General features: G+C 72.1%; 24 protein-coding genes. 13 read left to right on the top strand and 11 right to left on the bottom strand.

Going from position 1 to position 26542, the window contains the following annotated elements:
• Nucleotides 1-32 precede the first annotated feature (32 nt).
• Genes pelF through ACQPWZ_RS09920 form a run of 4 tightly spaced genes read left to right on the top strand, consistent with a single transcriptional unit; the run spans nt 33 to nt 4603 of the window.
• Nucleotides 33-1505, top strand: coding sequence for a GT4 family glycosyltransferase PelF (gene pelF, locus ACQPWZ_RS09935; protein WP_433571130.1), 1473 nt, complete (start codon nt 33-35; stop codon nt 1503-1505).
• Nucleotides 1502-3160 carry a hypothetical protein gene (locus ACQPWZ_RS09930; RefSeq protein ID WP_433571129.1) on the top strand — a complete coding sequence of 553 codons (1659 nt, stop codon included), beginning with the start codon at nt 1502-1504 and terminating at the stop codon, nt 3158-3160. Before pelF ends, ACQPWZ_RS09930 begins: the two co-directional genes overlap by 4 nt.
• A gap of 13 nt (nt 3161-3173) precedes the next feature.
• Nucleotides 3174-3806: a spherulation-specific family 4 protein gene (locus tag ACQPWZ_RS09925; RefSeq protein ID WP_433573800.1), complete on the top strand. Its 633-nt coding sequence runs from the start codon at nt 3174-3176 to the stop codon at nt 3804-3806.
• Nucleotides 3803-4603 carry an endo alpha-1,4 polygalactosaminidase gene (locus tag ACQPWZ_RS09920; protein WP_433571128.1) on the top strand — a complete coding sequence of 267 codons (801 nt, stop codon included), beginning with the start codon at nt 3803-3805 and terminating at the stop codon, nt 4601-4603. Before ACQPWZ_RS09925 ends, ACQPWZ_RS09920 begins: the two co-directional genes overlap by 4 nt.
• A gap of 20 nt (nt 4604-4623) precedes the next feature.
• Here the strand turns inward: ACQPWZ_RS09920 and ACQPWZ_RS09915 are convergent, their stop codons facing one another.
• Nucleotides 4624-5439: an adenosylcobinamide-GDP ribazoletransferase gene (locus tag ACQPWZ_RS09915; RefSeq protein WP_433571127.1), complete on the bottom strand. Its 816-nt coding sequence runs from the start codon at nt 5437-5439 to the stop codon at nt 4624-4626.
• Nucleotides 5440-5464: 25 nt separating this feature from the next.
• Here ACQPWZ_RS09915 and ACQPWZ_RS09910 point away from each other — a divergent pair, with 25 nt between their 5' ends.
• On the top strand, nt 5465-6220 hold the full coding sequence (locus ACQPWZ_RS09910) for a hypothetical protein (RefSeq protein WP_340472676.1): 756 nt from the start codon (nt 5465-5467) through the stop codon (nt 6218-6220).
• Here ACQPWZ_RS09910 and ACQPWZ_RS09905 read toward each other — a convergent pair.
• The 4 genes from ACQPWZ_RS09905 to ACQPWZ_RS09890 all read right to left on the bottom strand — a co-directional run bounded on the left by ACQPWZ_RS09905 (nt 6127) and on the right by ACQPWZ_RS09890 (nt 11094).
• On the bottom strand, nt 6127-6879 hold the full coding sequence (locus tag ACQPWZ_RS09905; protein WP_433571126.1) for a hypothetical protein: 753 nt from the start codon (nt 6877-6879) through the stop codon (nt 6127-6129). The two genes, ACQPWZ_RS09910 and ACQPWZ_RS09905, sit on opposite strands and share 94 nt — an antisense overlap.
• Nucleotides 6876-8654, bottom strand: a complete 1779-nt coding sequence (locus tag ACQPWZ_RS09900) for a phosphatidylglycerol lysyltransferase domain-containing protein (RefSeq protein ID WP_433571125.1) — start codon at nt 8652-8654, stop codon at nt 6876-6878. Before ACQPWZ_RS09900 ends, ACQPWZ_RS09905 begins: the two co-directional genes overlap by 4 nt.
• Nucleotides 8655-8733: 79 nt before the next feature.
• Nucleotides 8734-9804 carry a nicotinate-nucleotide--dimethylbenzimidazole phosphoribosyltransferase gene (gene cobT, locus ACQPWZ_RS09895; protein WP_340472672.1) on the bottom strand — a complete coding sequence of 357 codons (1071 nt, stop codon included), beginning with the start codon at nt 9802-9804 and terminating at the stop codon, nt 8734-8736.
• Nucleotides 9805-9894: 90 nt separating this feature from the next.
• On the bottom strand, nt 9895-11094 hold the full coding sequence (locus tag ACQPWZ_RS09890; protein ID WP_433571124.1) for a bifunctional adenosylcobinamide kinase/adenosylcobinamide-phosphate guanylyltransferase: 1200 nt from the start codon (nt 11092-11094) through the stop codon (nt 9895-9897).
• Between the two features lie 91 nt (nt 11095-11185).
• Between ACQPWZ_RS09890 and ACQPWZ_RS09885 the strand changes: the two genes are divergently transcribed.
• Nucleotides 11186-11392, top strand: coding sequence for a hypothetical protein (locus ACQPWZ_RS09885; RefSeq protein WP_313946784.1), 207 nt, complete (start codon nt 11186-11188; stop codon nt 11390-11392).
• Between the two features lie 77 nt (nt 11393-11469).
• On the opposite strand, the gene ACQPWZ_RS09880 is transcribed toward ACQPWZ_RS09885, so the two are convergent.
• The 4 genes from ACQPWZ_RS09880 to ACQPWZ_RS09865 form a co-directional block, all read right to left on the bottom strand.
• Entirely contained in the window at nt 11470-12540 is a 1071-nt protein-coding gene (locus ACQPWZ_RS09880; protein ID WP_433571123.1) for a S1C family serine protease, read from the bottom strand.
• Nucleotides 12541-12591: 51 nt separating this feature from the next.
• Nucleotides 12592-14400 carry an ABC transporter ATP-binding protein gene (locus ACQPWZ_RS09875; protein WP_433571122.1) on the bottom strand — a complete coding sequence of 603 codons (1809 nt, stop codon included), beginning with the start codon at nt 14398-14400 and terminating at the stop codon, nt 12592-12594.
• Nucleotides 14401-14613: 213 nt separating this feature from the next.
• Nucleotides 14614-15348, bottom strand: a complete 735-nt coding sequence (locus ACQPWZ_RS09870) for a methyltransferase domain-containing protein (protein ID WP_433573799.1) — start codon at nt 15346-15348, stop codon at nt 14614-14616.
• A gap of 53 nt (nt 15349-15401) precedes the next feature.
• A complete protein-coding gene (locus tag ACQPWZ_RS09865) occupies nt 15402-15998 on the bottom strand; it encodes a DUF3043 domain-containing protein (RefSeq protein WP_340472668.1) in 597 nt (198 codons plus the stop codon).
• A gap of 293 nt (nt 15999-16291) precedes the next feature.
• Between ACQPWZ_RS09865 and ACQPWZ_RS09860 the strand changes: the two genes are divergently transcribed.
• The 5 genes from ACQPWZ_RS09860 to ACQPWZ_RS09840 all read left to right on the top strand — a co-directional run bounded on the left by ACQPWZ_RS09860 (nt 16292) and on the right by ACQPWZ_RS09840 (nt 22974).
• Entirely contained in the window at nt 16292-17083 is a 792-nt protein-coding gene (locus ACQPWZ_RS09860; protein ID WP_313946789.1) for a PspA/IM30 family protein, read from the top strand.
• A 9-nt stretch (nt 17084-17092) separates the two neighbouring features.
• A complete protein-coding gene (gene pspAA, locus ACQPWZ_RS09855) occupies nt 17093-17371 on the top strand; it encodes a PspA-associated protein PspAA (protein WP_340472667.1) in 279 nt (92 codons plus the stop codon).
• A gap of 374 nt (nt 17372-17745) precedes the next feature.
• On the top strand, nt 17746-18966 hold the full coding sequence (locus ACQPWZ_RS09850; RefSeq protein ID WP_340472666.1) for a sensor histidine kinase: 1221 nt from the start codon (nt 17746-17748) through the stop codon (nt 18964-18966).
• A complete protein-coding gene (locus tag ACQPWZ_RS09845; protein ID WP_356699107.1) occupies nt 18963-19649 on the top strand; it encodes a response regulator transcription factor in 687 nt (228 codons plus the stop codon). Before ACQPWZ_RS09850 ends, ACQPWZ_RS09845 begins: the two co-directional genes overlap by 4 nt.
• Nucleotides 19650-19806: 157 nt before the next feature.
• On the top strand, nt 19807-22974 hold the full coding sequence (locus tag ACQPWZ_RS09840; RefSeq protein ID WP_433571121.1) for an efflux RND transporter permease subunit: 3168 nt from the start codon (nt 19807-19809) through the stop codon (nt 22972-22974).
• A gap of 119 nt (nt 22975-23093) precedes the next feature.
• On the opposite strand, the gene ACQPWZ_RS09835 is transcribed toward ACQPWZ_RS09840, so the two are convergent.
• A complete protein-coding gene (locus tag ACQPWZ_RS09835; protein ID WP_433571120.1) occupies nt 23094-23597 on the bottom strand; it encodes a GNAT family N-acetyltransferase in 504 nt (167 codons plus the stop codon).
• A 275-nt stretch (nt 23598-23872) separates the two neighbouring features.
• Between ACQPWZ_RS09835 and ACQPWZ_RS09830 the strand changes: the two genes are divergently transcribed.
• On the top strand, nt 23873-24583 hold the full coding sequence (locus ACQPWZ_RS09830) for an alpha/beta fold hydrolase (protein ID WP_405568915.1): 711 nt from the start codon (nt 23873-23875) through the stop codon (nt 24581-24583).
• 60 nt (nt 24584-24643) lie between these two features.
• Here the strand turns inward: ACQPWZ_RS09830 and nadA are convergent, their stop codons facing one another.
• Nucleotides 24644-25834: a quinolinate synthase NadA gene (gene nadA / locus ACQPWZ_RS09825; RefSeq protein WP_433571119.1), complete on the bottom strand. Its 1191-nt coding sequence runs from the start codon at nt 25832-25834 to the stop codon at nt 24644-24646.
• Between the two features lie 321 nt (nt 25835-26155).
• Here nadA and ACQPWZ_RS09820 point away from each other — a divergent pair, with 321 nt between their 5' ends.
• The gene (locus ACQPWZ_RS09820; RefSeq protein ID WP_340472660.1) at nt 26156-26512 is read left to right on the top strand and encodes a HesB/IscA family protein; all 357 of its coding nucleotides are present in this window, start codon (nt 26156-26158) and stop codon (nt 26510-26512) included.
• The last annotated feature ends 30 nt before the right edge of the window (nt 26513-26542 follow it).

The raw sequence follows: 26542 nt of genomic DNA, 5'->3' as shown, positions 1-26542 counted from the left end.
CCGAACGACCGCAGTACTGGGGGGACACACGCATGCCGAGCCGCGGCCGACATGTCACCATGCTCACCGAAGGCACCTATCCGCACGTTCACGGGGGTGTGTCCACCTGGTGCGACCAGCTCGTGCGCGGCATGCCCGAGGTCGACTTCCGGGTCGTCGCCCTCACCGGCACCGGCCGTGAGCCGGTCACCTGGGAACTGCCGCCCAATGTCTACCGGCACGCCGCCTTCCCGCTGTGGGGGCCGCTGCCCGGCGGACGGCGGCTCATCGGCCGCGACCGCCGCCGCTTCACCGACGTCCACGAACGCTTTCTGCTCTCGGTGCTCGACCCCTCCGCGGGCTGCGACTTCGGCGAGAGCCTCGACGAGCTGACCGCGTACGCCCGGGCGGGCCGGCTCTCGGCCGCGCTGCGCTCGGAGTCCGCCCTGCGCTCGCTGATGTGGATCTGGACCATGCCGCATCTGGAGATATCCGCATCCCGGCCGACCGTGCACGACGCGCTGACCGCCACCGACCTGCTGGAACACGCGCTGCGGCCGCTGACGGTCCGGATACCCGGCGACTCGGTCGCACACGCGGTCAGCGCGGGGCTGGCCACCCTGCCGGCCCTGGCCGCCCAGCTGTACGACGGGGTGCCGTTCCTGCTCACCGAGCACGGCATCTATCTGCGCGAGCGCTACCTCGGCTACCGCGTCCAGGCCCAGCACGCCCCCGTGAAGGCCCTGATGCTCGGCTTCTACCGGGAGCTCAACACCCTCGGGTACCGGCGGGCGGACCTGATCACCCCGTGCAACCAGTACAACCGGCGGTGGGAGGAGCGGGGCGGAGCGCCCGCGGACCGCATCCGCACCGTCTACAACGGCGTCGACCCGCATGCCTTTCCGCAGGGCGGCCCCGAGCCCGACGTGCCCACCATCTCCTGGGCCGGGCGGATCGACCCCATCAAGGACCTGGAGACGCTCATCCGGGCCTACGCCATGGTGCGCGCCGAACTCCCGGACGTGCGGCTGCGGTTGTTCGGCGGAGTGCCCGCGGGCGGAGAGGCGTACCGCACCGGGCTGGAGAAGCTCGCCGCCGAACTGGGCGTCGTGGACGGCATCTCCTGGGAGGGCCGTGTCACCGACGTGGCGCGCGCGTACGCGGCCGGCAGCGTCGTCCTGCTCTCCAGCATCAGCGAAGGGTTCCCCTTCTCGCTCATCGAAGCGATGTCGTGCGGACGCGCCACCGTGTCGACGGACGTCGGCGGGGTGCGGGAGGCCGTCGGAGACACCGGGATCGTCGTACCGCCGCGCGAGCCCGCGGTGATGGCGAACGCGACGCTCGGGCTGCTGCGCGACGCGGAACGGCGCGCCGAGCTGGGACGGCAGGCGCGGCAGCGGGTCGTCGACCGGTTCACGCTGCGCCGCTCGGTGGACGGCTTCCGCCGCATCTACCGCGAACTGGCCGGAGCGGCCGAACAGCCGGACACCCGCGACCTGGTCGGCGCCCGGCGGGCCCTCGGATGAGCGGGCCGCTGTGGCAGGGACCGGGACAGCACACCGACACGCTTCCGCTGCTGCTGCCCCGCAGGAACGGTTCGCACGCGGCGGACCCGCTCGACGACCTGGCCGAACGGTTCGAGGAGGTCATCGCCGGGGCCGTGCACCCCGATGAGATCGCCGCCGTCCTCGAGTCCGACGGCATGACGGACGACCACATCCGCCTCACCTACGGCCGTCCGGACTCCTTCGCGATCGCGGAGGAGCTCTACGACCGGGTGCCGCGCAGCTTCCCCGAACCTCCTCGGGAAGCGGCCGGCGTATGGCATGCGGGCCTGCTCGGCTGTCTGCTGCGCGGCCTGGTCTTCGCGCTGCCGGGCCTCGCGTACGTCCTGGGCGCACCGCTGCTGCGGGGAGCGAGCCTGGCGCCGCTGCTGGCCGGTGCGCTGACCGGCTGGGTGTGGAACCAGGCGCTCTCGCACCGGGCCTACTCCTGGCTCGGTCTCGGGGACCGGGGCGCGGCCGCACGGTCCCTGATGCTCGGCGCCCCGGCGGGTGCGCTCCTGGGCGCGGCGGTGGCGACGGCGTCGCCGGGCCAGTGGCAGGCGGCCGCCTTCGCCGCCGCGCAGGCGCTGTATCTGTCGGCGGCGACGGTGCTGCTGGTCCTCGGCCGTGAACGGGCCCTGCTGTGCGCGCTGTTGCCGATGACGGCCGGTGCGGTGTGGGCGATGCGTGCGGACCTGCCGGTCGCGCTGCGCACGGCACTGCTGCTGTGCTCGCTGGCCGCGGCGGTCGGTCTGGCGGCCGTCGCCCTGGCCCGCACACCGCGGACACCGGGTACGCAGGTCCCAGGTGGCGGCGGCCCGCGCGTGTGGGCCGGTCTGCTGTGGTCGCGACTCCCGCGACCGGGGGTCCGCCGCGGCGGCCCGGTTCCCTGGTGGCGGCTGCCGTTCGCCCGCACCACCGCGCGTCCGGCCGGCCCGGTGGCAGGGACCACCGGACCCGGTGCCGACGTCCTCCTGATGCCCTGCGCCGGTACGGCCCTGCCGGCGCCCGTGCGACGGCCCGTGGAGCGGCCCGCGCGTCCCGTCGGACCGCGCCTCGGCGCGTCCGTGCCGTACGGACTCTTCGGGCTCGGTACCGGAGTGCTCGTCCTCTACACCGCGCTCGGGGACGTTCTCGCGGAGGGACCGGGCGCCGTCGTCGCCGCACCCTCCGCCGTCGCGCTGACCCTCAGCATGGGGCCCGCCGAATGGCTTCTGCACCGCTTCCGCGGCCGGGCCGTCGCCGGACTGCGCGCCAGCACCACGGCGCCCGCCTTCCGGCGGCGCGCCGCGGCCGTCCTCGCCGAGTGCCTCGCCGCGTTCCTGGCCGTGCTCTTCGCCCTCGCCCTCGTGGTGACCCTGCTGTGGCCCGACGCGCCGGCGCTGTCCGGCGCCCGCCTCAGCACCCTGCTGCTCATCGGCACCGTGCTGTGGACGGGGCTGCTGATGCAGTCGTTCGGGGCCGTCGTCGCGGCTGCCGCGGTGTGCTGCGCGGCCGCGGCGGCCCAGACGGTCGCGCTCCTCGCCGGCCTCGGCAGCCCGCAGGTCGTGGGCCTCGCTGTCGCCGGTGGCACGGCGGCGCTCCTGGCCGGGCTCGTCTGTGTTCTGCTGGGGCGGGCGACCGCCCATCGCGTATGAGGGACGAGGTGTGGTGAAGACGCTGCTGGTGCCGTACTACGAGCATCCCGCCGAACAGCCCGACGCCTGGGACGCGTTGGTCGCCGCGGCACCGCGGCTGTACGGCGTGGTGCTCAACCCGGCGTCCGGGCCCGGCGAGGCGCCCGACGCGGCGTTCGCCGCCGCCGCGCTGCGGCTGCGGGAGGCCGGGGTACGGGTCCTCGGTTACGCCGACACCGACTACGCCCGCCGCCCGCACGCCGAGGTCGTCCGGGACCTGCTGCGCCACCGCGACTGGTACGGCGCCGACGGCGCGTTCCTCGACCAGGTGTCCGCGGACCCCGGTGCGCTGCCCCACTACCGGCGCCTGGCCGTCGCCGCCCGCGCGGCCGGCTCGGCCTCCCTCGTCCTCAACCACGGCGTGCACCCCGACCCGGGCTACGCCGCGCTCGCCGATCTCCTCGTCACCTTCGAGGGCCCGTGGGACGCCTACGGCACCCTCGACGTCCCGGCCTGGACGGAGGGCCACCCGCCGGAGCGCTTCTGCCATCTGGTGTACGGCGCACCGCCCGGGGCCCGCGCGAGCGCGGCGGTGCACTGCGTCGTCCCGGGCACGGGCGCGCACCCCTGGGGCACCCTCCCGTACCCGCTGGAGCCGGCCCGGTGAGACGCACCCCTCTGCTTCTCGTGATGCTGCTGCTCTTCCTGGCCGGCTGCACCGGCACCCCGGACGCACCGGACACCCCGGACGACCGGCCCTCCGGCGGACACTGGCGGCCGGAGCCGGGCCTCGCCTGGCAGTGGCAGCTCAGCGGACGGCTCGACCCGGCCGTGGACGTGCCGGTGTACGACATCGACGGCTTCGACCACCCCGGCTCCACGGTCGCCGACCTGCACCGCCGCGGGCGCAAGGTCATCTGCTACCTCTCGACCGGCGCCTGGGAGGACTTCCGTCCCGACGCCGGCAGATTCCCGAAGTCCGTACTCGGCCGCGGCAACGGCTGGAAGGGCGAGCGCTGGCTCGACATCCGCCGTACGGACGTCCTCGGACCCCTGATGGCCGAACGCATCGACATGTGCAGGAAAAAGGGCTTCGACGCGGTCGAGCCGGACAACATGGATGCCTACGCCAACGCCACCGGCTTCCCCCTCACCGCCGCCGACCAGCTGCGCTACAACCGTCTGATCGCCCGTCTCGCCCACGACCGCGGACTCGCCGTCGGCCTGAAGAACGACCTCGACCAGATTCCCGAGCTGGTGGGTGACTTCGACTTCGCGGTCAACGAGCAGTGCGCGGAGCACGACGAGTGCGACCTGCTGACACCGTTCGTACGGGCGGGCAAGGCGGTCTTCCATGTCGAGTACGAACTGCCGACCCGTGACTTCTGCCCGGACGCCCGCCGGCTGAGGCTCAGCTCGATGCTGAAGAAGTACGAACTGGGTGTCTGGCGCCGCGCCTGCTGAGGCCGTGGTGCCCGGCTGCGTCAGCCGAGCACCAGCACGACCAGCGACACCGTCGCCGCCGTCTCCGCGAGCGCCCCGAACACATCACCCGTCACCCCGCCGAACCGGCGCACACAGTGACGCAGCAGCAGCTCGGCGCCCGCGAGGCCGGCCAGGACGCCGAGCGCGTGGTGCAGCGCTCCCGTCGCACCGAACACCGCGCCCGCCGCCGCGCACACCGCGGTGACCACCGCCGCCAGAGCCAGGGCGCCGCGTACGGGCACCACCCCGGCGACCGCCGCGCCCAGGCCCTCGGGGCGGGCCGCCGGGACGCCGGTGCGCGCGGCGAGGGTGAGGGCGAGACGGGCGGTGACGGCGGACACGGCCGCGCCGAGCGCGCCGTACGCCCAGCCCTGGCCGTACAGCGCGGACACGGCGGCGACCTGGGCGAGCAGGACGAGCAGCAGGGTGATGACCCCGAACGGCCCGATGTCGGACTGCTTCATGATGCGCAGTGCGTCGTCGGCCGGTTTGCCGCTGCCGAGGCCGTCGGCGGTGTCGGCCAGCCCGTCCAGATGCAGTCCGCGGGTGAGGACCGCGGGGACGGCGACCGTGGCCACCGCCGCGAGCAGCGGCCCGGAGCCCAGCAGGGACAGCAGCCCGCCGACCGCCGCGGCGAGCAGGCCCACGGCAAGGCCCGCCCCCGGGGCCCAGAGCATCCCGGCGCGGGCGGCCTCCCGGTCCCAGCGCGTGACGCGCACCGGGAACACGGTCAGGGTGCCGAGGGCGAAGCGCGGGCCGGCCAGATCATTCACCGGCGAAGGGTAGCCCGGCCCGACAGACGGTAAATTGCGCATATCGTACAAATCGGGAGCGGGTGGCATGGGTCACTGGTTTTACCGCAACATCGTCGAGCCGGGGAAGCTGCCCATGTTCCTCGCCCTGGCCTCCTTCATCCTGACCTTTCTGATCACCCGGGTGATCACGCGGATGATCAGGGCGGGGAAGGGGCCGTTCCGCAACGTCCGGCCGGGCGGCATGCACATCCACCATGTGGTGCCCGGCGTCATCCTCATGGTGATCGGCGGCTTCGGGGCCGTCGGCAGCAGCCGGTACGGTGCGGGCGCCTACATCTGGGCCGTCGTCTTCGGCATGGGCGCGGGGCTGGTGCTCGACGAGTTCGCGCTGATCCTCCATCTCGACGACGTCTACTGGAGCGAGCAGGGGCGCCAGAGCGTGGAAGTGGTCGTCCTCGTCGCGTCCCTGGCCGTGCTGATCCTCAGCGGCTTCTCACCGCTCGGCGTCAACGACTTGAGCGCCGACGAACGCCAGGACCGCCTGTCGTTGATCACCACCCTCGTGATCAACTTCGTGCTGGTCCTCATCACGCTGTTCAAGGGCAAGGCGCGGATGGCCGTCCTCAGCGTCCTGGTGCCGTTCGTGGCCATCTTCGGCGCGATCCGCCTGGCGAGACCCGCCTCGCCGTGGGCCCGCCGCTTCTACCGGAAGCGGCCCAAGGCGCGGGCCAAGGCCACACTGCGCTCCTACCGCCACGACCGCCGCTGGGACCGGCCCCGCCGGAAGATGCAGGACCTCATCGGGGGCGCTCCCGACCGGCCCGCCATCACCGAGCGCTGACGAGCCCGCCGCCGGGGCAGCGCCGAGACGGCGCACACCACCAGGACGGCGGCTATCGCGGCCAGATGCTCCTTGCCCGCGAGATTGTTCTTGACCAGCACCTCGGCGACCATCGCGAGCACCACCAGGGCGGCCGTGAACCAGGCCCGGAAGCGCACGCAGACGACGACCGCGAGACCGACGACCGCCGCCGAGGGGCCGGTGTCGACGACCTGCGCGTCGGCGGCGGGGACCCCGATGACGCCGCCGAGGTGGTCGGGACCGACGGCGATGCCGATCCGCGCGTATGTCGTACCGGCCAGCGTGGAGACGTACGCGACGACCAGCGTCCGCCACCGGCCCAGACAGATCTCCGCGACTCCGAAGACCAGCAGGATCTGGGCGAGCGCACCCCACACCGGAAGATCCAGCGCGGGCACGAACAGCGACAGGGGGGTGCGCAGCAGCGCCACCCACAGGGGGTCCTCCGCCCGGACGAAACCGATCGTGCGGACCGGGCCGTAGCCCCAGGAGTACTGCTGGGCCGGCTGGAAGACCGCCGTGAGGCAGACCGCCCCGAGGGTCAGGGGAACCGCACGCCACTTCCGGGTGACGAGCGCATCCCGGACCGTCGCGTACAGCGGCCCCCACTCACGGCGGGCGAACGCCCGGACCGTCATCGACGCCCGGTTCCGAGATGGCTGCGGTGCATCCACCGGGGCAGTCCGGGTGCCTCCAGGAAGCCCTCGGCGCGGGCCGCGGCGATGCCGATGCGCAGGAGGTCGGCGCTCTTCTCGAAGAGCAGGAACCGCGGTTCCCAGATGGGCCGGTACTTGGCGTTCGCCCGGTACAGGGACTCGATCTGCCACCAGCGGGAGAAGAAGCTCAGCAGCGAGCGCCACAGCCGCAGCACCGGACCCGCGCCGAGCTTCGCGCCGCGCTCGAAGACGGACCGGAACATCGCGAAGTTCAGCGAGACCTGGGTGATCCCGATGTCACCCGCGCGCCGGAGGAGTTCGATGACCATGAACTCCATCAGGCCGTTCTCGCCGTCCCGGTCGCGCCGCATCAGATCGAGTGAGAGCCCCTTCGGGCCCCACGGCACAAAGCTGAGGACGGCGCGCAACTCGCCCTGGCCGTCGGTGCATTCGAGCATCACGCACCGGCCGTCGCCCGGGTCGCCGAGCCGTCCGAGCGCCATCGAGAAGCCCCGTTCGGTGGCGCCGTCGCGCCAGTCGTCGGCGCGCGCGAGGAGGGTGTCCATCTCCTCGGCAGGAATCTCCTCGTGGCGGCGGATCCGCACGGAGTACCCGGCCCGTCCGACCCGGTTGTACGCCTGGCGCACCGTCCGCATCGCACGGCCGTCGAGGGTGAAATCGGCCGTCTCCACGATCGCCTCGTCGCCGAGCTCCAGGGCGTCCAGGCCGTGCCGGGCGTAGACGGTCCCCGCCTCCTCGCTCGCGCCCATCACGGCCGGGATCCAGCCGTGTTCGCGTGCCTCGGCGAGCCAGGGGGCGATCGCGCCCGGCCAGGCCTCCGGATCCCCGATCGGGTCGCCGGACGCGAGGGAGACCCCGCCGACGACCCGATAGGCGACAGCGGCCTTCCCGGTGGGGGACCAGACCACGCTCTTCTCGCGGCGCAGGGAGAAATAGCCCAGTGAGTCCCGGTCGCCCTGGCGCTCCAGCAGCGCGCGCAGCCGTTCCTCGTCCTCGCCGGTCAGCGGGTCGACGGCCCGGCGGGAGCGGAACGCCGCGTACAGCACGGCGAGCAGCAGCAGCGTGGACAGCGCGTTGACGGTGACGTCGACCCAGCCGGGCGTGGCGATCTCCGGGAAACGCGCGTCGTCGGCGGCCAGGGAGACCAGCCGCATGGTGCCGTAGCGCCAGCGCTCCAGGAAGGTGGACCCGCCGCCCGCCGTGTTGGTGACGGTGACGAGGGCGGCGGCCAGCAGCGAGGTGACGAGGAGCCCGCCGGCCGCGACGGCCGCGGCGAGGCGGGGGTTGGTGCGGTCGCCCTTCGCGTAGAACTCCCCGCGGCCCAGCAGCAGCGCGAGGACGAAGCCGGTGGTGAGGGCGAGCGAGACCCAGTTCTGCGCATGCTCCCGGATGCCCCCGTCGACGGCGACGGCCAGGGCGAGGAGCAGCAGGAAGGGGCCCGCCAGAACGAGGTTGAGAATCCATGCGGCCCGCTTGCGGCGCCGCATGGTGACCGCCAGGAACAGCGTGAACGCGCCGGACGCGAAGCCCGCGGTCAGCAGATAGGGCGTGAAGTAGTCGTCGACGTTGTGCCGGCGGACGTCCTGCCCGAGCGAGACCCAGACCGCGCTCAGCACATTGACGAAGGTCACCGCCCGCAGATACCAGACCGCGAACGCCGCGCTCCGCCGGGAGCGGTCGGCGCCCCGGCTCGTACTGCGGTTCGCCTCTTCGCTGGACAAACGGACCTCTCCCATGAAACGCGATGATATGGGGCATCGCGGGTCATGGTGGGCGAGGTACAGCCGCCCGGTCGGGGACGGCCGTACCGACGCGTCAGTCCGTGTCGCTCCCCACCGGCTCCGTACGCTCCGGCAGTTCGGCCGCGAGGGCGGCAGCGGCCCGGACGAGGGGGAGTGCGAGCAGTGCCCCGGTTCCTTCCCCCACAGTGACGCCCTGGTCGAGCAGCGGGTTGAGTGCCATCCGGTCCAGCGCCTTGCTCTGTGCCGGTTCGCCGCTCACCTGGCCGGCGAGCCACCAGTCCGGCGCGCGGAACGCCGCACGCTGGCCCACCAGCGCACAGGCCGCCGACACCACGCCGTCCAGGATCACCGGCATCCGGCGTACCGCGCTCTGCAGCAGGAACCCGGTGGTCGCGGCCAGATCCGCACCGCCCACCGCCGCCAGCAGCTCCACCTGGTCGCCGAGCACCGGCCGGGCGCGCCGCAACGCGTCACGGACCGCCGCACACTTGCGCATCCAGGCCAGATCGTCGATCCCCGCGCCGCCCCGGCCGGTGACCACGGAAGCGTCCGTGCCGCACAGCGCGGCGATCAGCGTCGCGGCGGGCGTGGTGCCGCCGACGCTCAGATCGCCCAGCACCACCAGATCGGTGCCGGAGTCGGCCTCCTCGTCGGCGATCGCCATGCCCAGCCGGACGGCCTGCTCGGCCTCCTCGGCCGTCAGCGCGTCCTCGACGTCGATCCGCCCGCTGCCGCGCCGCACCCGGTGGCGTACGACGTCCTCGGGCAGCAGCTCCGGGTCGCAGTCCAGGCCCGCGTCCACGATCCGCACCGGGACCCCGGCGCCGCGTGCCAGCACCGCGACCGGGCTCGCGCCGTCCAGCACGGCACGCACCAGCCGGTGCGCGGACCCGGACTCCCGCCCGGAGACGCCCAGTTCGGCGACCCCGTGATCACCCGCGAACAGCACCACGCGCGGCTGCGCGACCGCCTTGACCGGGACGGAGCCCTGCGCCGCGGAGAGCCACTCGCCCAGCTCGTCGAGCCGGCCCAGAGCGCCGGGCGGGACGATCAGCCGCTCCCTGCGTTCCTCGGCCTCGCGCCGCATGCCGCTGTCGGGTCGCTCGATCAGGTCGGAGAAGTCATCGAGATTCAGCCTGCTCATTCGCCGAACAGTACAGACACCCGCCGCCGCCTCGGCGGCGGGCCGGGACCCCCGCCGGTTCCGGTCCGGCGGGCCTCCCGCTGATGGGCGTCAGCTGCGGAGCACCAGGGCCTGGCCTGCGACGACGAGCAGCAGATGTTCGCACTCGGCGGCGAAGGCGGCGTTGAGACGGCCCAGTTCGTCGCGGAACCGGCGGCCGGCCGGGGTGGCGGGGACGACGCCGGAGCCCACCTCGTTCGTCACCGCGACGACGGTACGGGGCGTTTCCCGTACGGCGGCGACGAGTTCGGCGACCCGTTCGCGCAGCACCCGCTCGCCGCCGTCCCGCCAGGTCGCGTCGTCCCACGCGCCGACCCGGTCCATCGCGTCGGTCAGCCAGAGCGACAGACAGTCGATCAGCAGCGGCGGACCCTCCTCCCTCAGCAGGGGCGCCAGATCGCAGGTCTCCGCCGTACGCCAGGCTCCCGGGCGGCGGTCCCGGTGCTGGGCGACCCTCGACGCCCACTCGGTGTCCCCCTCGCGGGTCCCGCCCGTCGCCACGTACACCACGTCGGGGAACGTCTCCAGCCTGCGCTCGGCCTCGACCGACTTCCCCGAGCGCGCACCGCCGGTCACCAGCGTGCGGCGGGGCAGGTCCGGCACGGCGTGGTACTCGCCGACGATCAGCGTCGTCCCGTCGGGCACGGTGCGCGCGCCCGCGGCGGCGAGCCGGCGGTCCAGCTCGGGACCACCGGGCACGTCGTGGTCGATGTGGACCGCGATGACGTCGGTCGTCGCGCCGATCGCCCCGGAGGCGCGCAGCCGGGCGATCGCGTCGGGGCGTCCGATGACATCCGCGACGACCATCTCGTACGCGGCAAGCCCCTCGGCGAGTCCGGCGGGACCGCCGGACGGCGGCAGATACAGCAGGCGTTCGCCCTCCGGCGAGGTCACCTCGTACCCCGTGCCGGGGTGGTCCATCGACACCGCGCGCACCCGGTGCCCGCTGATCAGCGTCAGCTCCCGGCCGTCGGGCACCCGCCCGGCCGTGGGCAGCCCGGCGGGCAGATCGACCGCAGGCCCGTCATGGGGGTGCGTGAGCAGCACCTGCCGTACACCGACGAGCGAATGCCCCGCCCGCGCGGCGGCGAGCGCGGCGCCCGGGGTGAGGTCGAGCAGCAGGGCCCCGTCCACGAGCAGCGCGGTGGCGGCCCGCGCGCGAGCCCCGCGCGCGGTGGCGCACACGGCGCACGGGCAGTCGGGCCGGGGGAGTCCGGCGGGCGCGCCGGTGCCGAGCAGAGTCAGTTCCACGCCTCTGATCCTCCCGTGTCACCGCGGGGCGTGCGCGCCCGGCTACGCTGCGGGCAGGAGAGAGATCACTGAGGGGCCCTGGGAGGCGGACATGGCGTGGACGTGGCGGTTCGAGAAGTCCGACGGAACGGAGGTCCAGCCGGCGGTGCAGCCGGAGGAGTTCACGACGCAGGGGGACGCGGAGTCGTGGATCGGTGAGTACTGGAAGGAACTCCGGGAGGGCGGCGCGGACCAGGTGGTGCTCTCGGAGGACACCACCAAGATCTACGGGCCGATGAGCCTCCACGCGAACGACTGACCGCCGGCGGCCCTCACGGCCGCCGAGGGCGCCTCCCGCACCCCGGGGGGCGCCCGTGCCGGCCTCGGGCCGTGTCGCTAGACCTCCCCCAGCGTGACCTGTGCCGTGCGGGAGTCACCGTCCCGCAGGTACCCCACCACCACCTTGCCGCCCGGGTTCATCGAGGCCAGCGCCTCCGCCAGGGACGTCACCGTCGTGATCTCGGTCGAGCCCACCTTGGTGATGATGTCGCCGACGCGCAGGCCCGCCTGCTCCGCCGCGCCCCCCTTCACGACCTCCACCACCGCGGCACCCGAGGGCTCGTAGTTGTCGTCGAGCACCGTCCGGGCCGTGATGCCCAGCGCCGCGCGGCCGGAGTCGGTCACCCTGCCGTTCGCGATGATCTGGTCCGCGACCGTCTTCACCATGGAGGCGGGGATCGCGAAGCCGATGCCCGGGGCCGCACCCTCGCCCTGCTGCGGGTCCACGGCCGCCAGCGTCGGGATCCCGATCACCTCGCTGTCCAGGTTCACCAGCGCGCCCCCGCTGTTGCCCGGGTTGATCGCCGCCGACGTCTGCACCATGTTGGCGAGCGTCGCGCCGGTGGCTCCGCCCGTACCGCTCTCGCTGACCGTGCGGCCGACCGCCGAGACGATGCCCTGGGTGACGCTGCTCGACAGGCCGAGCGGCGAGCCCATCGCCAGCACGATGTGCCCGACCTCCACCTCCGACGAGTCGCCGAACGTGGCCGGCTTCAGGCCCTCCGGCACCGGGTCCAGTTTGATCACGGCCAGGTCCTGCTGCGGATAGGACGAGACGAGCTTCGCCGTCAGCGTCTGCTCACCCGTCGCGATGGTGACGCGGAGCGACTTCGCGTCGCCCACCACATGGGCGTTGGTGACCACATGGCCCTTGGTGTCGTAGACGATGCCGGACCCCAGGCTGTCGCCCGCCTGGATCTGCACGACCGACGGCAGTGAATTCCTGATCACCGACTGGTAGTCGCTCTGCAGGTCGTCCCCGTCCCGTTGCGCCATCGCGCGCGTGGTGGTCTCCGGCTGCGAGGACGACAGGGCCATGCAGCCGCCGGCCGCCGCCGCACACACGACGACGGTCAACAGGAGCATCAGCCGGCGCGCGGGGCCGGGGCGGCGAGGGGAGGCATTCATGTCCGGAGTATCCCTTTTGCCGGTGTGGGGCGGCTCGCTGTGCGCCGCCGATCAGGGGGCCCCGGGAGCCGACGCCAGGAACTGCGTCGCCGCCAGTTCGCCGTACAGCGGATCGCCCGCCACGAGCTCCGCGTGCGTGCCCACCGCCCGCACCTTGCCCGCGTCCATCACCACGATCCGGTCCGCCAGCGTCACGGTGGACAGCCGGTGGGCCACCACCAGCACCGTGACCTCGCGGGACACCTCGGTGACCACGTCCCGCAGCGCCATCTCGTTGACCGCGTCCAGCTGGGAGGTCGCCTCGTCGAGCAGAAGCAGCCGCGGTCGGCGCAGCAGCGCACGCGCGATCGCCACCCGCTGCCGTTCGCCGCCCGACAGCTTGGAGCCGCGATGGCCGACGAGCGTCTCCAGCCCGTCGGGCAGCCGCCGTACGAGCGTGTCCAGCCGGGCCCGTACGAGCACGTCCTGAATCTGCTCCTCGGTCGCGTGGGGCGCCGCGAAGACCAGGTTCTCCCGCAGCGTCCCGGCCAGCACCGGGGCGTCCTGCTCGACATAGCCGATCGCGGCGCGCAGCTGGGTCAGCGGCCAGTCCCGGACATCCCGGCCGTCGAGGAGGACACGGCCGCCGGTCGGCTCGTAGAACCGCTCGATCAGGCCGAAGACGGTCGTCTTCCCGGCGCCCGAGGGGCCGACGAACGCGGTCATGCCCGGGCCCGGCACGGCGAAGGAGACGCCGTGATGGACGTAGGGGAGCTCGTCCCGGTACCGGAAGGTGACGTCCTCGAAGACCACGCTCGCCGGGCCGGTGGGGGCCACGGCCGAGGCCGCCGGCGCCTTCCCCAGCTCCTCCGTCTCCAGCCGCTCCGCCTCCACGATCCGCGCGATGGCCGCCGATCCCACCTGGTACTGGGAGGCCGCTTCCACCAGCCGGGACACCGGGTCGATCAGATAGAAGAGGAACAGCAGGAACGCCACCAGCGTCGACACCGAGATCGCCCCCGAGGCGACCCGTGCCCCGCCGATGCCGAGCACCGCGAGGAACGACACCTGCACCGCGAGACCCACCGACGACCACGCCACGGACTGCCACTTCGCGGACCGGATGCCGTGCCGCCATGCCTCCCGCGCCGCCTTCGCCACGATCTCCGTCTCGCGCTCCTCGGCCCCGGAGGCCTTCAGTGTGCGAAAGGCCCCGAAGGCCCGCTCCAGCACGGTCGAGATCTCGCCGACCGCCTCCTGCGAACGCCGCGTCGCCTGCGCGATCTTCGGCATCACCAGGGCCACACAGCCGCCGATCAGCACGATGACCCCGAGGGTGACGCCGAGCAGCACCGCGTCCATCACGCCCATCATCACGATGGTGGCGACGAAGGCGAGTCCGCCGGTCGCCGCCGAGACGATCGACTGGGTGGTCACGGCACGCAGCAGGGTGGTGTCCGAGGTGACCCGGGACATCAGATCGCCGGGCTGGGTGCGCTCCACCTCCGGGAGCCTCAGCCGCAGCAGCCGCCCGATCAGGCTGCGACGGGCGGCCAGCACCACGGACTCGGCGGTGCGTTCCAGGATGTACGCGCCGACCGCCTCGATCGCGGTGCCGACGACCACCAGGGCGGTGAGCAGCAGCAGGATCGCGGTGATCGACTCGTCCTCGCCGAGCCGGTCGACCAGTGTCTTGGCCGCGAGCGGCTGGGCCAGCCCGCTGACCGTGCCGACGAGCGCGAACGACGCCCCGAGCGCGACGGTCCAGCGGTGCGGGCGGAAGTGGGTGTACAGCGCCCGCCAGGTCTGGCGGGCGGGAAGCTTCACGGGTGGCTTGTCGTCGGGCGTTCCGGCCGAACTCCGGGCGGGCTTACCGGTCATGGGGCCGGTGGTCTCTGCGGTGGTCACAGGAGGGGGGACGCGAAAACGGCCCCCGGACCTGACCTGCGGGCCGCTCCTGACACCGGCTGACGCGCGGCACGGTGCCCGGGGCCGCTCGGCAGCGTCCGACTGCGGTCCAGGACGCGCGGCGCCTCGCGGTCCGCCGGGCGCACGGTGCCGTCGCCCGACCCCACCCCGCCGGCTCTCAGCCGCTCAGCCGCGTACGCCGCACAGGTGCAGCAGTGCCGCGACCCGCTTGTACGGTTCGGTCCGCCCGGCCCGGTCCTCGGCGGCCAGCAGCCGCTCCAGGTCCTCGGGGGCCGGCAGTTCCGCGTCGTTGTCCGCCCCGTCGGTGAAGACCCGCACGCCGTACCAGGCGTGCAGCGGTGCCGCGATCCCGGCCAGCGTCGCGGTCAGCGCGTCGAGCCGGTCGGCCCGTCCGGGCAGCCCCAGCCGGTTGGTGTAGGCGTCCGATCCGAAGGCCGCCAGCGCGGCCGGAAAGTCGCCGGCCAGTCCCGGGCGCATGGCCAGCGCGTCGGCGTTGCGCACCAGCAGGGAGAGCAGTCCGCCGGGTGCCAGCACCCGGGCGAGCCCCGCGAGCATCGCGTCGGGCTCCTGCACGTACATCAGCACCCCGTGGCAGAGCACCACGTCGAAGGCGCCGGGCAGGAAGTGTGCCCCCGTCTCGCGGCCGTCCCCCTCGATCAGGCGGAACCGCTCACGGATGCCCTCGGGCTCGGTCGCGAGCGTCTGCCGCGCGGTGGCGACCATCTCGGCGTCGGACTCCAGACCGGTCACCGAGTGCCCGGCCCGCGCGAGGCGCAGTGCCTGGGTGCCCTGGCCCATGCCGACGTCGAGGATCCGCAGCCGCTGTCCCACCGGGAAACGGCCGGCTATCTGCTCGTCCAGCTGCCGTGCGACCAGTTCCTGCCGCACGATGTTCCGCAGACCGCTGAGGCCGTTCAGCCAGGCGGTCGCCCCTCCCTCGAAACCGACCGTGCTCAGGGCCGCTCTCCGCGCTTGACCTGAGGCTTGGGCAGCCGCAGCCGGCGCATCTGGAGCGTCCGCATCAGGCCGTACGCGACGGCGCCGCGCTTGGGCTCGTCCGGGAAGCGCTCGGCCAGCTGCTTGCGGAGCCGGAACACCAGGCCGATCGAGTCGATGATGATCATCACGATCACGCCGAGCCAGAGCAGCAGCGAGATGTTCTGGAGCTGGCCCACGCGGACCATGCTGAGCACCAGGATGACCACCGCGAGCGGCAGGAAGAACTCGGCGATGCAGAAGCGGGAGTCGACGAAGTCGCGGACGAAGCGGCGCACGGGCCCCTTGTCGCGGACAGGCAGATACCGCTCGTCGCCACTCGCGAGGGCCTCGCGCTGCTTGGCCAGGTCGGCGCGGCGGGCTTCCCGCTGGCGCTTCATGGCCTCCTTGCGGTCGGCCGGCGCCGTGGAGGCACGGCGGCGCTGGGACTGGGCCTCACTGCGCTTGGGCGTGGGGCGGCCCTTCGGGGCCTCGGGGCTGCGGGGGTGCTTGGAGAGGTCCGCCGTCACCTTGTCGGTGGGGGCCTTCTCTTCCTTGGCACGGCTACGGAACACAAAGCCCAAGGGTACGGGGTGCGGAGCGGGGACCCAACGCCGGTGGGGAACGATCCCGCAACGCCGTGCGTCTGTAGGGGACAGAAGCCGGTGACAAGCCGGACAGAGCGGACGTTGCCCGAGGTTTCCCTGATGGCCACCTACTCCTTGCGCCGGATCGGACCGGGAAGCAGTCGTCCTTGGGGATGAGCGCATCCGCGCTTGAACAGTGCGGTAATGGATGCAGGGCCCGTACTGTGGGTTCTGTTGGAGTGCTGGAGCTTTAGTCCGTCAGAAGGGGGCGCGCGAAGCCCATGAGCGGTGTCATGAAGCGTATGGGGATGATCTTCCGCGCGAAGGCAAACAAGGCCCTCGACAGGGCCGAGGATCCGCGCGAGACCCTCGATTACTCCTACCAGAAGCAGCTGGAGCTGCTCCAGAAGGTGCGTCGTGGAGTCGCCGATGTGGCGACCTCCCGCAAGCGCCTGGAACTGCAGCTGAACCAGCTCCAGGGACAGTCCACCAAGCTGGAGGACCAGGGCCGCAAGGCGCTGGCGCTCGGCCGGGAGGACCTGGCGCGCGAGGCGCTCTCCCGCCGTGCCGCGCTCCAGCAGCAGGTCACGGACCTGGAGACGCAGCACCAGACGCTGCAGGGCGAGGAGGAGAAGCTCACCCTCGCTGCCCAGCGTCTGCAGGCCAAGGTCGACGCCTTCCGTACGAAGAAGGAGACCATCAAGGCCACCTACACCGCCGCCCAGGCACAGACCCGGATCGGCGAGGCCTTCTCGGGCATCTCCGAGGAGATGGGCGACGTCGGCCAGGCGATCCAGCGGGCCGAGGACAAGACCGCGCAGCTCCAGGCCCGGGCCGGCGCGATCGACGAGCTCCTCGCCTCCGGCGCGCTCGACGACCCGACCGGCATGGCGAAGGACGACATCGCCGCCGAGCTGGACCGCATCTCCGGTGGTACGGATGTGGAGCTGGAGCTTCAGCGGATGAAGGCCGAGCTCGCCGGCGGCTCCTCCTCGCAGCAGGCCATCGAGGGCGGCGACGGCAGGCAGGACGCCGCTCCGCAGCAGAACACCCCGAAGTTCGACAAGCAGTAGGGACTCGTCATGATCGTACGGATCATGGGGGAGGGCCAGGTGGAGGTGGCGGAGAGCCACCTCACCGAGCTCAACAGGCTGGACGACGAGCTCCTCGCCGAGATGCAGCGCGGCGACAGCCCCGGCTTCCGGCGCACGCTCCACGCGCTCCTGGAGAGAATCCGCGAGCTCGGCGAGCCTCTGCCGGACGACTCCCTGGAGCCGTCCGAGCTGATTCTCCCGGCGCCCGACGCGACGCTCGAGGACGTACGGAAGCTGCTCCGCGACGACGGTCTGATCCCCGGCTGACGGACGGTCCGGCCTCCGGCCCGTCCTGCGCACTCCGACAGCGGCACTGCCCCGCCCCGGGTCTTTGGGGCGGGGCAGTGCGCTCTGCGCGTCCGCGGCTGCGGTGCGGTGGTCCGGCGGGGCAGGCGGGGCCGCGCCGGAACGGATGCCGCCTCGCGGGTGGTCACCGCCGTGCCGTGCCGGAAGACGTACCGCCCGTGCCTCCCGCCGCTGTCGTGCCGTGCCCGGAGGCGGGCCGCCCGCTTCCGTGCCGCCCGTGTGCCCCGCCTCGACGCCGCCGCGACATGCCCTGCGTACCGCGTCCGGACCGTCCTCGGCCCTCGCCCCCACCGGGGCGTACGCGGCTCGCCCGAGGGGCCGTAACGTTGCCTGACGTGACCTCACTCGCCACCGGGTTCGCCCGCACCCAGCGCTGGCTCCGCGAGCACCCTCTGGCGTTCGACGGAGCCCTGGCCGCCGCGGTGCTGGTGTGCATGGTCGTCGGCTCGTTCGCCGACCCGAACGGGGAGCACGGCCCGAAATTCGGCGGGCGCACCCCCGAGGTGCGCAGCGTGGTCCTGATGGTGCTGGTCTCCGCCGCGCTGGTCTTCCGCCGCCGCAACTCCATGGGCGTCCTGATCTTCACCGCCGCGGTGTCCGTCGTCGAGCTCGTCCTCGGGGACCCCGCGGCCCCCGTCGCGATGAGCGCCGTGATCGCCCTCTACACCGTCGCGTCCCGCACCGACCGCCCCACGACCTGGCGGGTCGGCCTGCTCACCATGGGGGTGCTCACCGGCTCGGCCATGCTGTTCGGCTCGACGCCCTGGTACACGCAGGAGAACGTCGGCATCTTCGCCTGGACCGGCATGGCGGCCGCCGCCGGCGACGCCGTGCGCAGCCGCCGGGCCTTCGTCGACGCCATACGGGAACGGGCCGAGCGTGCCGAGCGGACCCGCGAGGAGGAGGCCCGCCGCCGGGTCGCCGAGGAGCGGCTGCGGATCGCCCGCGACCTCCACGACGTGGTCGCGCACCACATCGCCCTGGTCAATGTGCAGGCCGGCGTCGCCGCGCATGTCATGGACAAGCGCCCCGACCAGGCCAAGGAAGCGCTCGCCCACGTGCGCGAGGCCAGCCGCTCGGCCCTCAACGAACTCCGGGCCACCGTCGGCCTGCTCCGCCAGTCCGGCGACCCGGAGGCGCCCACCGAACCCGCCCCGGGGCTCGATGTGCTCGACGAGCTGGTCACCACCTTCCGGCAGGCGGGCCTCCCGGTCGAGGTCGCCCGCGCGGACGACGGTGAGCGGGCGCCCGCGGCCGTCGACCTCGCCGCGTACCGGATCATCCAGGAGGCGCTGACCAATGTGCAGAAGCACGCGGGCCCGGACGCCAAGGCCGAGGTGAGCGTCATCCGTGTCGGTCCGACCCTGGAGGTCACGGTGCTGGACAACGGCAACGAGCCCGACGGCCGGACGGACGGCGGCGGCCACGGGCTGCTCGGCATGCGCGAGCGGGTCACCGCACTCGGCGGGGCGCTGAGCGCAGGCCCCCGCTACGGCGGCGGATTCCGTGTCCAGGCGATACTGCCCTTCAAGGCCCGCACGGGGGAGGACACATGACGATCAGGGTGCTGCTGGCCGACGACCAGACCCTGCTGCGCAGCGCGTTCCGCGTCCTCGTGGACTCCGAGCCCGACATGCTGGTCGTCGGGGAAGCCGCCGACGGCGCCGAGGCGGTCACGCTCGCCCGCTCGGAGAAGGCCGATGTCGTCCTGATGGACATCCGGATGCCCGGCACGGACGGTCTCGCGGCGACCCGCATGATCAGCGCCGACCCCGGACTGTCCCACGTACGGGTCGTCATGCTGACCACCTTCGAGGTGGACGAGTACGTCGTGCAGTCGCTGCGGGCCGGCGCCTCCGGCTTCCTCGGCAAGGGCGCCGAACCGGACGAACTGCTCAACGCCATCCGTATCGCCGCGGCCGGTGAGGCGCTGCTCTCGCCCGTCGCGACCAAGGGGCTCATCGCCAAGTTCCTCGCGCAGGGCGGCCCTTCGGACGACGGCCCGGAGTCCGAGGCGTACTCGGAACGGCTCGCGGCCCTCACCGTGCGGGAGCGCGAGGTCCTCGTCCTGGTCGGCGGCGGCCACTCGAACGACGAGATCGCCACCCGCCTCTCCGTCAGCCCGCTGACCGTGAAGACGCATGTGAACCGGGCCATGGCCAAGCTCGGCGCCCGCGACCGGGCCCAGCTCGTCGTCATCGCCTATGAATCGGGACTGGTCCGTCCAAGGGTGGAGTGAAGCGGCTCGTCCGCGTACTCCAGCTGCGGTATGCGCGAGATAAGGAACGGGACCTGGGGCCTACGGGTGTGCCCTCCGGGATGGCTGATCGTATAAACGGGCAGTCGACCGTGCCCTCGAAGTCCTCCTGCCACGCACGCCACAGAAGAGAGACCCCATGTCCTGGCTGTCGAGATTCAGCCTGTCGCAACGGGCCCTGATAGGTCTGATGTCGATCGTCGCGATCGTCTTCGGGGCGATCGCGATCCCGCAGCTCAAGCAGCAGTTGCTGCCCTCCATCGAGCTACCGATGGTGTCGGTGCTCGCTCCTTACCAGGGCGCGTCCCCCGATGTGGTCGAGAAGCAGGTCGTCGAACCGCTCGAGAGCTCCATCAAGGCCGTCGACGGCATCAAGGGGATCACGTCCACGGCGAGCGAGGGCAACGCCGTGATCATGGCCAGCTTCGAGTACGGGGACGGCACCAAGCAGCTCGTCGCCGATGTCCAGCAGGCCGTGAACCGGGCCCGTACCCAGCTCCCTGACGACGTCGACCCGCAGGTCGTCGCCGGCTCCACGGACGACATCCCGACCGTCGTGCTCGCCGTCACCTCGCAGAAGGACCAGCAGGCGCTCGCCGACCAGCTGGAGCGGACGGTCGTCCCGGCGATCGAGGACATCGAGGGCGTCGGCCAGGTCTCCATCGACGGCGTCCAGGACCTCCAGGTCTCCGTCACGCCCGACGACCGCAAGCTCGCGGCCGCGGGCCTCAACACGATGAGCCTCTCCGAGGCGCTCAAGGCGGGCGGGGCCACCCTGCCGGCCGGGTCGTTCAACGAGGACGGCAAGAGCCTCACGGTCCAGGCAGGCGGCGGTTACACCACGCTGAAGCAGATCGAGGACCTCAGGATCGCCCCGGCACCGCCCGCCAAGGGCAAGCCGGTGCGCCTCGGCGACATCGCGACGGTGAAGCAGACCCCGGCCACGGCCGTCTCGCTGACCCGGACGAACGGCAAGCCCAGCCTCGCCGTCCTCGCCACCATGGACAACGACGGCAGCGCCGTCGCCATCTCCGACGCGGTCCAGGACAAGCTGCCCGAGCTGCGCAAGGACCTCGGCAGCGGCGCCGAGCTCACGGTCGTCTCCGACCAGGGCCCCGCCGTCTCCAAGTCGATCTCGGGTCTGACCACCGAAGGTGCGCTCGGCCTCGTCTTCGCGGTCATCGTGATCCTGGTCTTCCTGGCCTCGCTGCGCTCGACCCTGGTCACCGCGGTGTCCATCCCGCTCTCGGTCGTCCTCGCGCTGATCGTGCTGTGGACCCGTGACCTGTCGCTCAACATGCTCACCCTCGGCGCGCTGACCATCGCGATCGGCCGCGTCGTCGACGACTCGATCGTGGTCCTGGAGAACATCAAGCGGCACCTCGGCTACGGCGAGGAGCGGCAGGCCGCGATCATCACGGCCGTCAAGGAGGTCGCCGGCGCGGTCACGTCCTCCACGCTGACCACCGTCGCCGTCTTCCTGCCGATCGGACTGGTCGGCGGCATGGTCGGCGAGCTGTTCGGCTCGTTCAGCCTCACCATCACGGCGGCCCTGCTCGCCTCCCTCCTGGTCTCCCTGACCGTCGTCCCCGTCCTGTCGTTCTGGTTCCTGCGCGCGCCGAAGGCCGTCCGGGGCATGGACCCCGACGAGGCGCGCCGGGTGGCCGAGGAGAAGGAGGAGCGCAGCCCGCTCCAGCGGATGTACGTGCCCGTGCTGCGCTTCGCGACCCGTCGCCGCATCACCAGCATCGTGCTCGCGGTCGTCATCCTCTTCGGCACCTTCGGCATGGCCGGGCTGCTCAAGACCAACTTCTTCGACCAGGGCGAGCAGGAGGTCATGTCGATCAAGCAGGAGCTGCCGGTCGGCACCGGCCTGGACGCGGCCGACGCGTCGGCGAAGAAGGTCGAGAAGGTCCTCGACGGCCTGGACGAGATCAAGAACTACCAGGTCACCGTCGGTTCCTCCGGCTTCATGGCGGCCTTCGGCGGCGGTACGGGCGCCAACCAGGCCTCCTACCAGCTGACGCTCAAGGACGCGGCGTCGTACGAGAAGACCCGCGACCGCATCGACGCCGAGCTCGCGAAGCTGGACGGCATCGGCGACACCACGATCGCGGCGGGCGACGGCTTCGGCAGCCAGGACCTGAGCGTGGTGGTGAAGGCCGCCGACGCGGACGTCCTGAAGAAGGCCTCCGAGGCGGTACGCAAGGAGGTCGCCGGCCTCGACGACGTCACCGACGTCCAGAGCGACCTGGCGCAGAGCATCCCCCGTATCTCGGTGAAGGCCAAGGCGAAGGCCGCGGACGCGGGCTTCAACGAGACCACGCTGGGTCTGGCCGTCGGCCAGGCGGTGCGCGGCACGGTCTCCGGCAAGGCGACCCTCGACGACACCGAGCGCGATGTCGTCATCACCTCGGCCAAGCCGGCCACCACCGTGGCGCAGCTGAAGAACCTGCCCCTCGGCGGGGTGAAGCTCGGGCAGATCGCGGACGTCCGCGTGGTGCCCGGACCGGTCTCCATGACCCGTATCGACGGGGCCAGGGCCGCGACGATCAGCGCGAAGCCGACCGGTGACAACACCGGTGCGGTGAGCGCGTCGCTCCAGAGCAAGCTGAACTCGCTGGACCTGCCGGAGGGCGCCACCGCCTCCATCGGCGGTGTCTCCGAGGACCAGGACGAGGCCTTCGCCGCACTGGGCCTGGCGATGCTGGCCGCGATCGCGATCGTCTTCATGCTGCTGGTCGCCACCTTCCGGTCGCTGATCCAGCCGCTGATCCTGCTGGTGTCCATCCCGTTCGCGGCGACCGGCGCGATCGGCCTGCTGATCCTGACCGGCACCCCGATGGGTGTCCCGGCGATGATCGGCATGCTGATGCTCATCGGCATCGTGGTCACCAACGCGATCGTGCTGATCGACCTGATCAACCAGTACCGGGCGCAGGGCCTGGGCGTGGTGGAGGCGGTCATCGAGGGTGGCAGGCACCGACTGCGCCCGATCCTGATGACGGCTCTGGCGACGATCTTCGCCCTGCTGCCGATGGCCCTCGGCATCACGGGCGAGGGCGGCTTCATCGCCAAGCCGCTCGCGGTCGTGGTGATCGGCGGTCTGGTCACCTCGACGCTGCTGACCCTGCTGCTCGTGCCGACGCTGTACGCGATGGTCGAGCTGCGCAAGGAGCGCCGTGCGGGGAAGAAGGCGGCGAAGCGCCTGAAGAAGTCGGGAGGGGAGTCCGCTCCCGACGTGAAGGACGCCAAGGACGCCACGGACGCGAAGGACACTGACGAGCCGGCTCCGGCGAACGCGTAACACCTCACCACGGCCACCCGGTCCGGTCCCTCGCGGGGCCCGGGCCGGGTGGTTCGTTTTCCGGGGTCGGGGTCGGGGTCGGGGTCAGGCGCAGGTCATGGTCGCGGGCGGGCCGGCCGTCACGCGCTCAGCGCCTTGTGCAGCACGATGCACGGCCGGCCGTGCGCGGTGTCCGGCCGGCGGTCGCACTCCCGCCAGCCGCGCGACTCCCAGAACCGCAGGGCCGACGCGTTGGACTCCAGCACGGCCAGCCGCAGGCCCTCGCGGCCCTCGTGGGAGAACCGCTGCTCCGCCATGCCGGCGAGCGTGCCGCCGACGCCCCGGCCGTGCAGGTCCCCGTGGATCATCAACAGGCCGATCCACGGCAGACCGTCCACCGGATGGCGGTCGAGCAGGGAGAGCATCCCGTTGAGCCGGCCCTGCGGGTCGCGGGCGAGCAGGATCTCGGCACCCTCGGCAGCGGCCTCCGCCCGCAGATCGGCCTCGACCCTGTCGGCGGGGATGCTCCCGGCGTCGTACTCGCCGGCCGCCCGCCAGTACTCCGGGTTGCTCGCGTAGAGATCCACCACCTCGGTGATCTCCCGCGGCGAGAACCGCATGGGGGAAAGGAAGAGCGTGGACATGCGGGTCAGGGTATACAGACGCCACGATGGTCCTGCCGGCCTGCTGCCAGGCGCCGCGGACATGATCAAGGGTCTGTCGTTTGGATCAGGCCGGGTCAGTGAGCGGGGTCTGGTGCGTGCGATCGCAAGGCGAAGAAGGGAGCCGACGCGGTGGGGGTACCGCCCGTGCCCGCAGGGCTACGGGGGCCGTCGGCGACTGACGACAACGTGGCGAGCGTGCGTGCCAGGGCACGCGAACCCGGCAAGATCCAGACGACAGGCCCTAGGAGCTCCGCATGACGACGTATGTGCTCATCCCCGGTGCCGACGGCCGCGCCTGGTACTGGCACCGAGTCGTGCCGATGCTGCGCGAGCGGGGGCACGACGCCGTCGCCGTCGATCTGCCGAGCGGCCTCGACGCCGGTCTCGCCGAGCATGTCACGGCTGTCGTGAACGCGATCGGCGACCGCGACACCGGCGACGACGGTCCGGTCCTGGTCGCCCAGTCCCTCGCCGCCGTCATCGCCCCCCTGGTCTGTGAGCGCATCCCCGTCCAGCAGCTCATCCTGGTCAACCCGATGATCCCGGCCCCCGGTGAGACCGCGGGGGAGTGGTGGGACAACACCGGCCGGGACGAGGCCGCCCGCGCCTTCGCGGCGGAGGAGGGGCGCGACCCGGACGCCGGATTCGACCTGATCGTCGACTTCTTCCACGACGTGCCCCAGGACGCCACCGACGAGGCGATGTCCGGCGAGGCGTCCGGCCCCTCGGAGGCGCTGTTCGCCGAACCCTGGCCGCTGCGGGCCTGGCCGGACGTCCCCACCCGCATCCTCCAGGGCCGCGACGACCGGTTCTTCCCGCTCGGGTTCCAGCTGAGGATCGCCGCGGAGCGCCTGCCGGGAGTGCCCGTCGAGGACCTGCCGGGCGGCCACCTCGTGGCACTGAGCCGCCCGGTGGAGCTCACGGAGCTGATCTGCAACGGCACGCAGGCGCCCCGGTCGCAGTGACCGGGGCGCCTCCTTCCCCCTCGGTGGCCGTCCTACGGCGATCGCGGGGCAGGCCCGCGGTTACGGCAGCGCGAGCATCCGCTCGAGTGCCAGCTTCGCGAAGCTCTCCGTCTCCTTGTCGACCTGGATCCGGTTGACCAGATTGCCCTCGGCCAGCGACTCCAGCGTCCACACCAGGTGCGGAAGGTCGATGCGGTTCATCGTCGAGCAGAAGCAGACCGTCTTGTCGAGGAAGACGATCTCCTTGTCGGGGTGCGCGTTCGCCACCCGGCGGACCAGGTTGAGCTCGGTGCCGATGGCCCACTTGGAACCGGCCGGGGCCGCCTCCAGCGTCTTGATGATGTACTCCGTCGAGCCGACGTAGTCCGCGGCCGCGACGACCTCGTGCTTGCACTCGGGGTGCACCAGGACGTTGACGCCCGGGATCCGCGCGCGGACGTCCTCGACGGAGTCCAGCGAGAAGCGGCCGTGCACCGAGCAGTGCCCGCGCCACAGGATCATCTTGGCGTCCCGCAGCTGCTCGGCGGTCAGCCCGCCGTTCGGCTTGTGCGGGTTGTAGAGGACGCAGTCCTCCAGCGACAGCCCCATGTCCCGTACGGCGGTGTTGCGGCCGAGGTGCTGGTCGGGGAGGAACAGCACCTTCTCACCCTGCTCGAACGCCCAGTCCAGCGCCCGCTTGGCGTTGGACGAGGTGCAGATCGTGCCGCCGTGCTTGCCGGTGAAGGCCTTGATGTCCGCGGAGGAGTTCATGTACGAGACGGGCACGACCTGCTCGGCGATGCCGGCCTCGGTCAGCACGTCCCAGCACTCCGCGACCTGCTCGGCCGTCGCCATGTCGGCCATCGAGCAGCCGGCGGCCAGGTCGGGCAGGACGACCATCTGGTCGTCGGTGGTCAGGATGTCCGCGGACTCGGCCATGAAGTGCACACCGCAGAAGACGATGTACTCGGCCTCCGGCCGTGCCGCCGCGTCCTTGGCCAGCTTGAAGGAGTCGCCGGTGACGTCGGCGAACTGGATGACCTCGTCACGCTGGTAGTGGTGGCCGAGGACGAAGACCTTCTCGCCGAGCTTCTCCTTGGCCGCGCGGGCGCGCTCCACCAGGTCCGGGTCGGACGGGGAGGGCAGGTCACCGGGGCACTCCACACCGCGTTCGCTCCGGGGGTCGGCCTCTCGGCCGAGCAGCAGCAGGGCGAGCGGCGTCGGCTGGACGTCGAGCTCCGTACGGGCTTGGGCGGTGGTCACGACACGCACCCTTTCTTCTTGGGCGTTGAGCGCGGCGATGGCCGCTCCAGTGGAGCCTGGGGCTGACACCGGAAGACCTTCTCGTCTGTTTGACGCTATCTATCATAACTGCTTCACGTCACTTTGACGATGCCGATAGCGTCGATGTGACGCACCCCCTCGTCCCGGACCCGTGCCTGCCCGCGCGCCGGTGTGCGAGCATGAAAGAGCAAGACACGTCCATCGGTCCGGAATGAATCCGCGGCCGCGCCGGTTGCAATCGTCGGCAAGCAGTCTCCGTACTTCCCCTGCCTCCGGCGGGGAGACCCCATCCCGGGAGTGATGAAGCAGATGTCCGTATCGGACGAGACCACCACCGTGAGCGACGGCATCCTCCTTTCCGACGCCGCCGCGGCCAAGGTCAAGGGCCTGCTGGACCAGGAAGGCCGGGAGGACCTGGCGCTGCGCGTCGCGGTTCAGCCCGGTGGCTGCTCCGGCCTGCGGTACCAGCTGTTCTTCGACGAGCGTGCGCTCGACGGCGATGTCGTCAAGGACTTCGGTGGCGTCAAGGTCGTCACCGACCGGATGAGCGCTCCGTACCTGGGCGGCGCCTCGATCGACTTCGTCGACACCATCGAGAAGCAGGGCTTCACCATCGACAACCCGAACGCGACCGGCTCCTGCGCCTGCGGCGACTCCTTCAGCTAGGACCGACGCGGCCCTGGGTGTGAGCCCCGG

The organism is Streptomyces sp. CA-251247, assembly GCF_050952975.1.
Classification (GTDB): domain Bacteria; phylum Actinomycetota; class Actinomycetes; order Streptomycetales; family Streptomycetaceae; genus Streptomyces; species Streptomyces achmelvichensis.
Note: the sequence above shows the minus strand (reverse complement) of the source record. Positions and strands in the feature narration are given on the sequence as shown.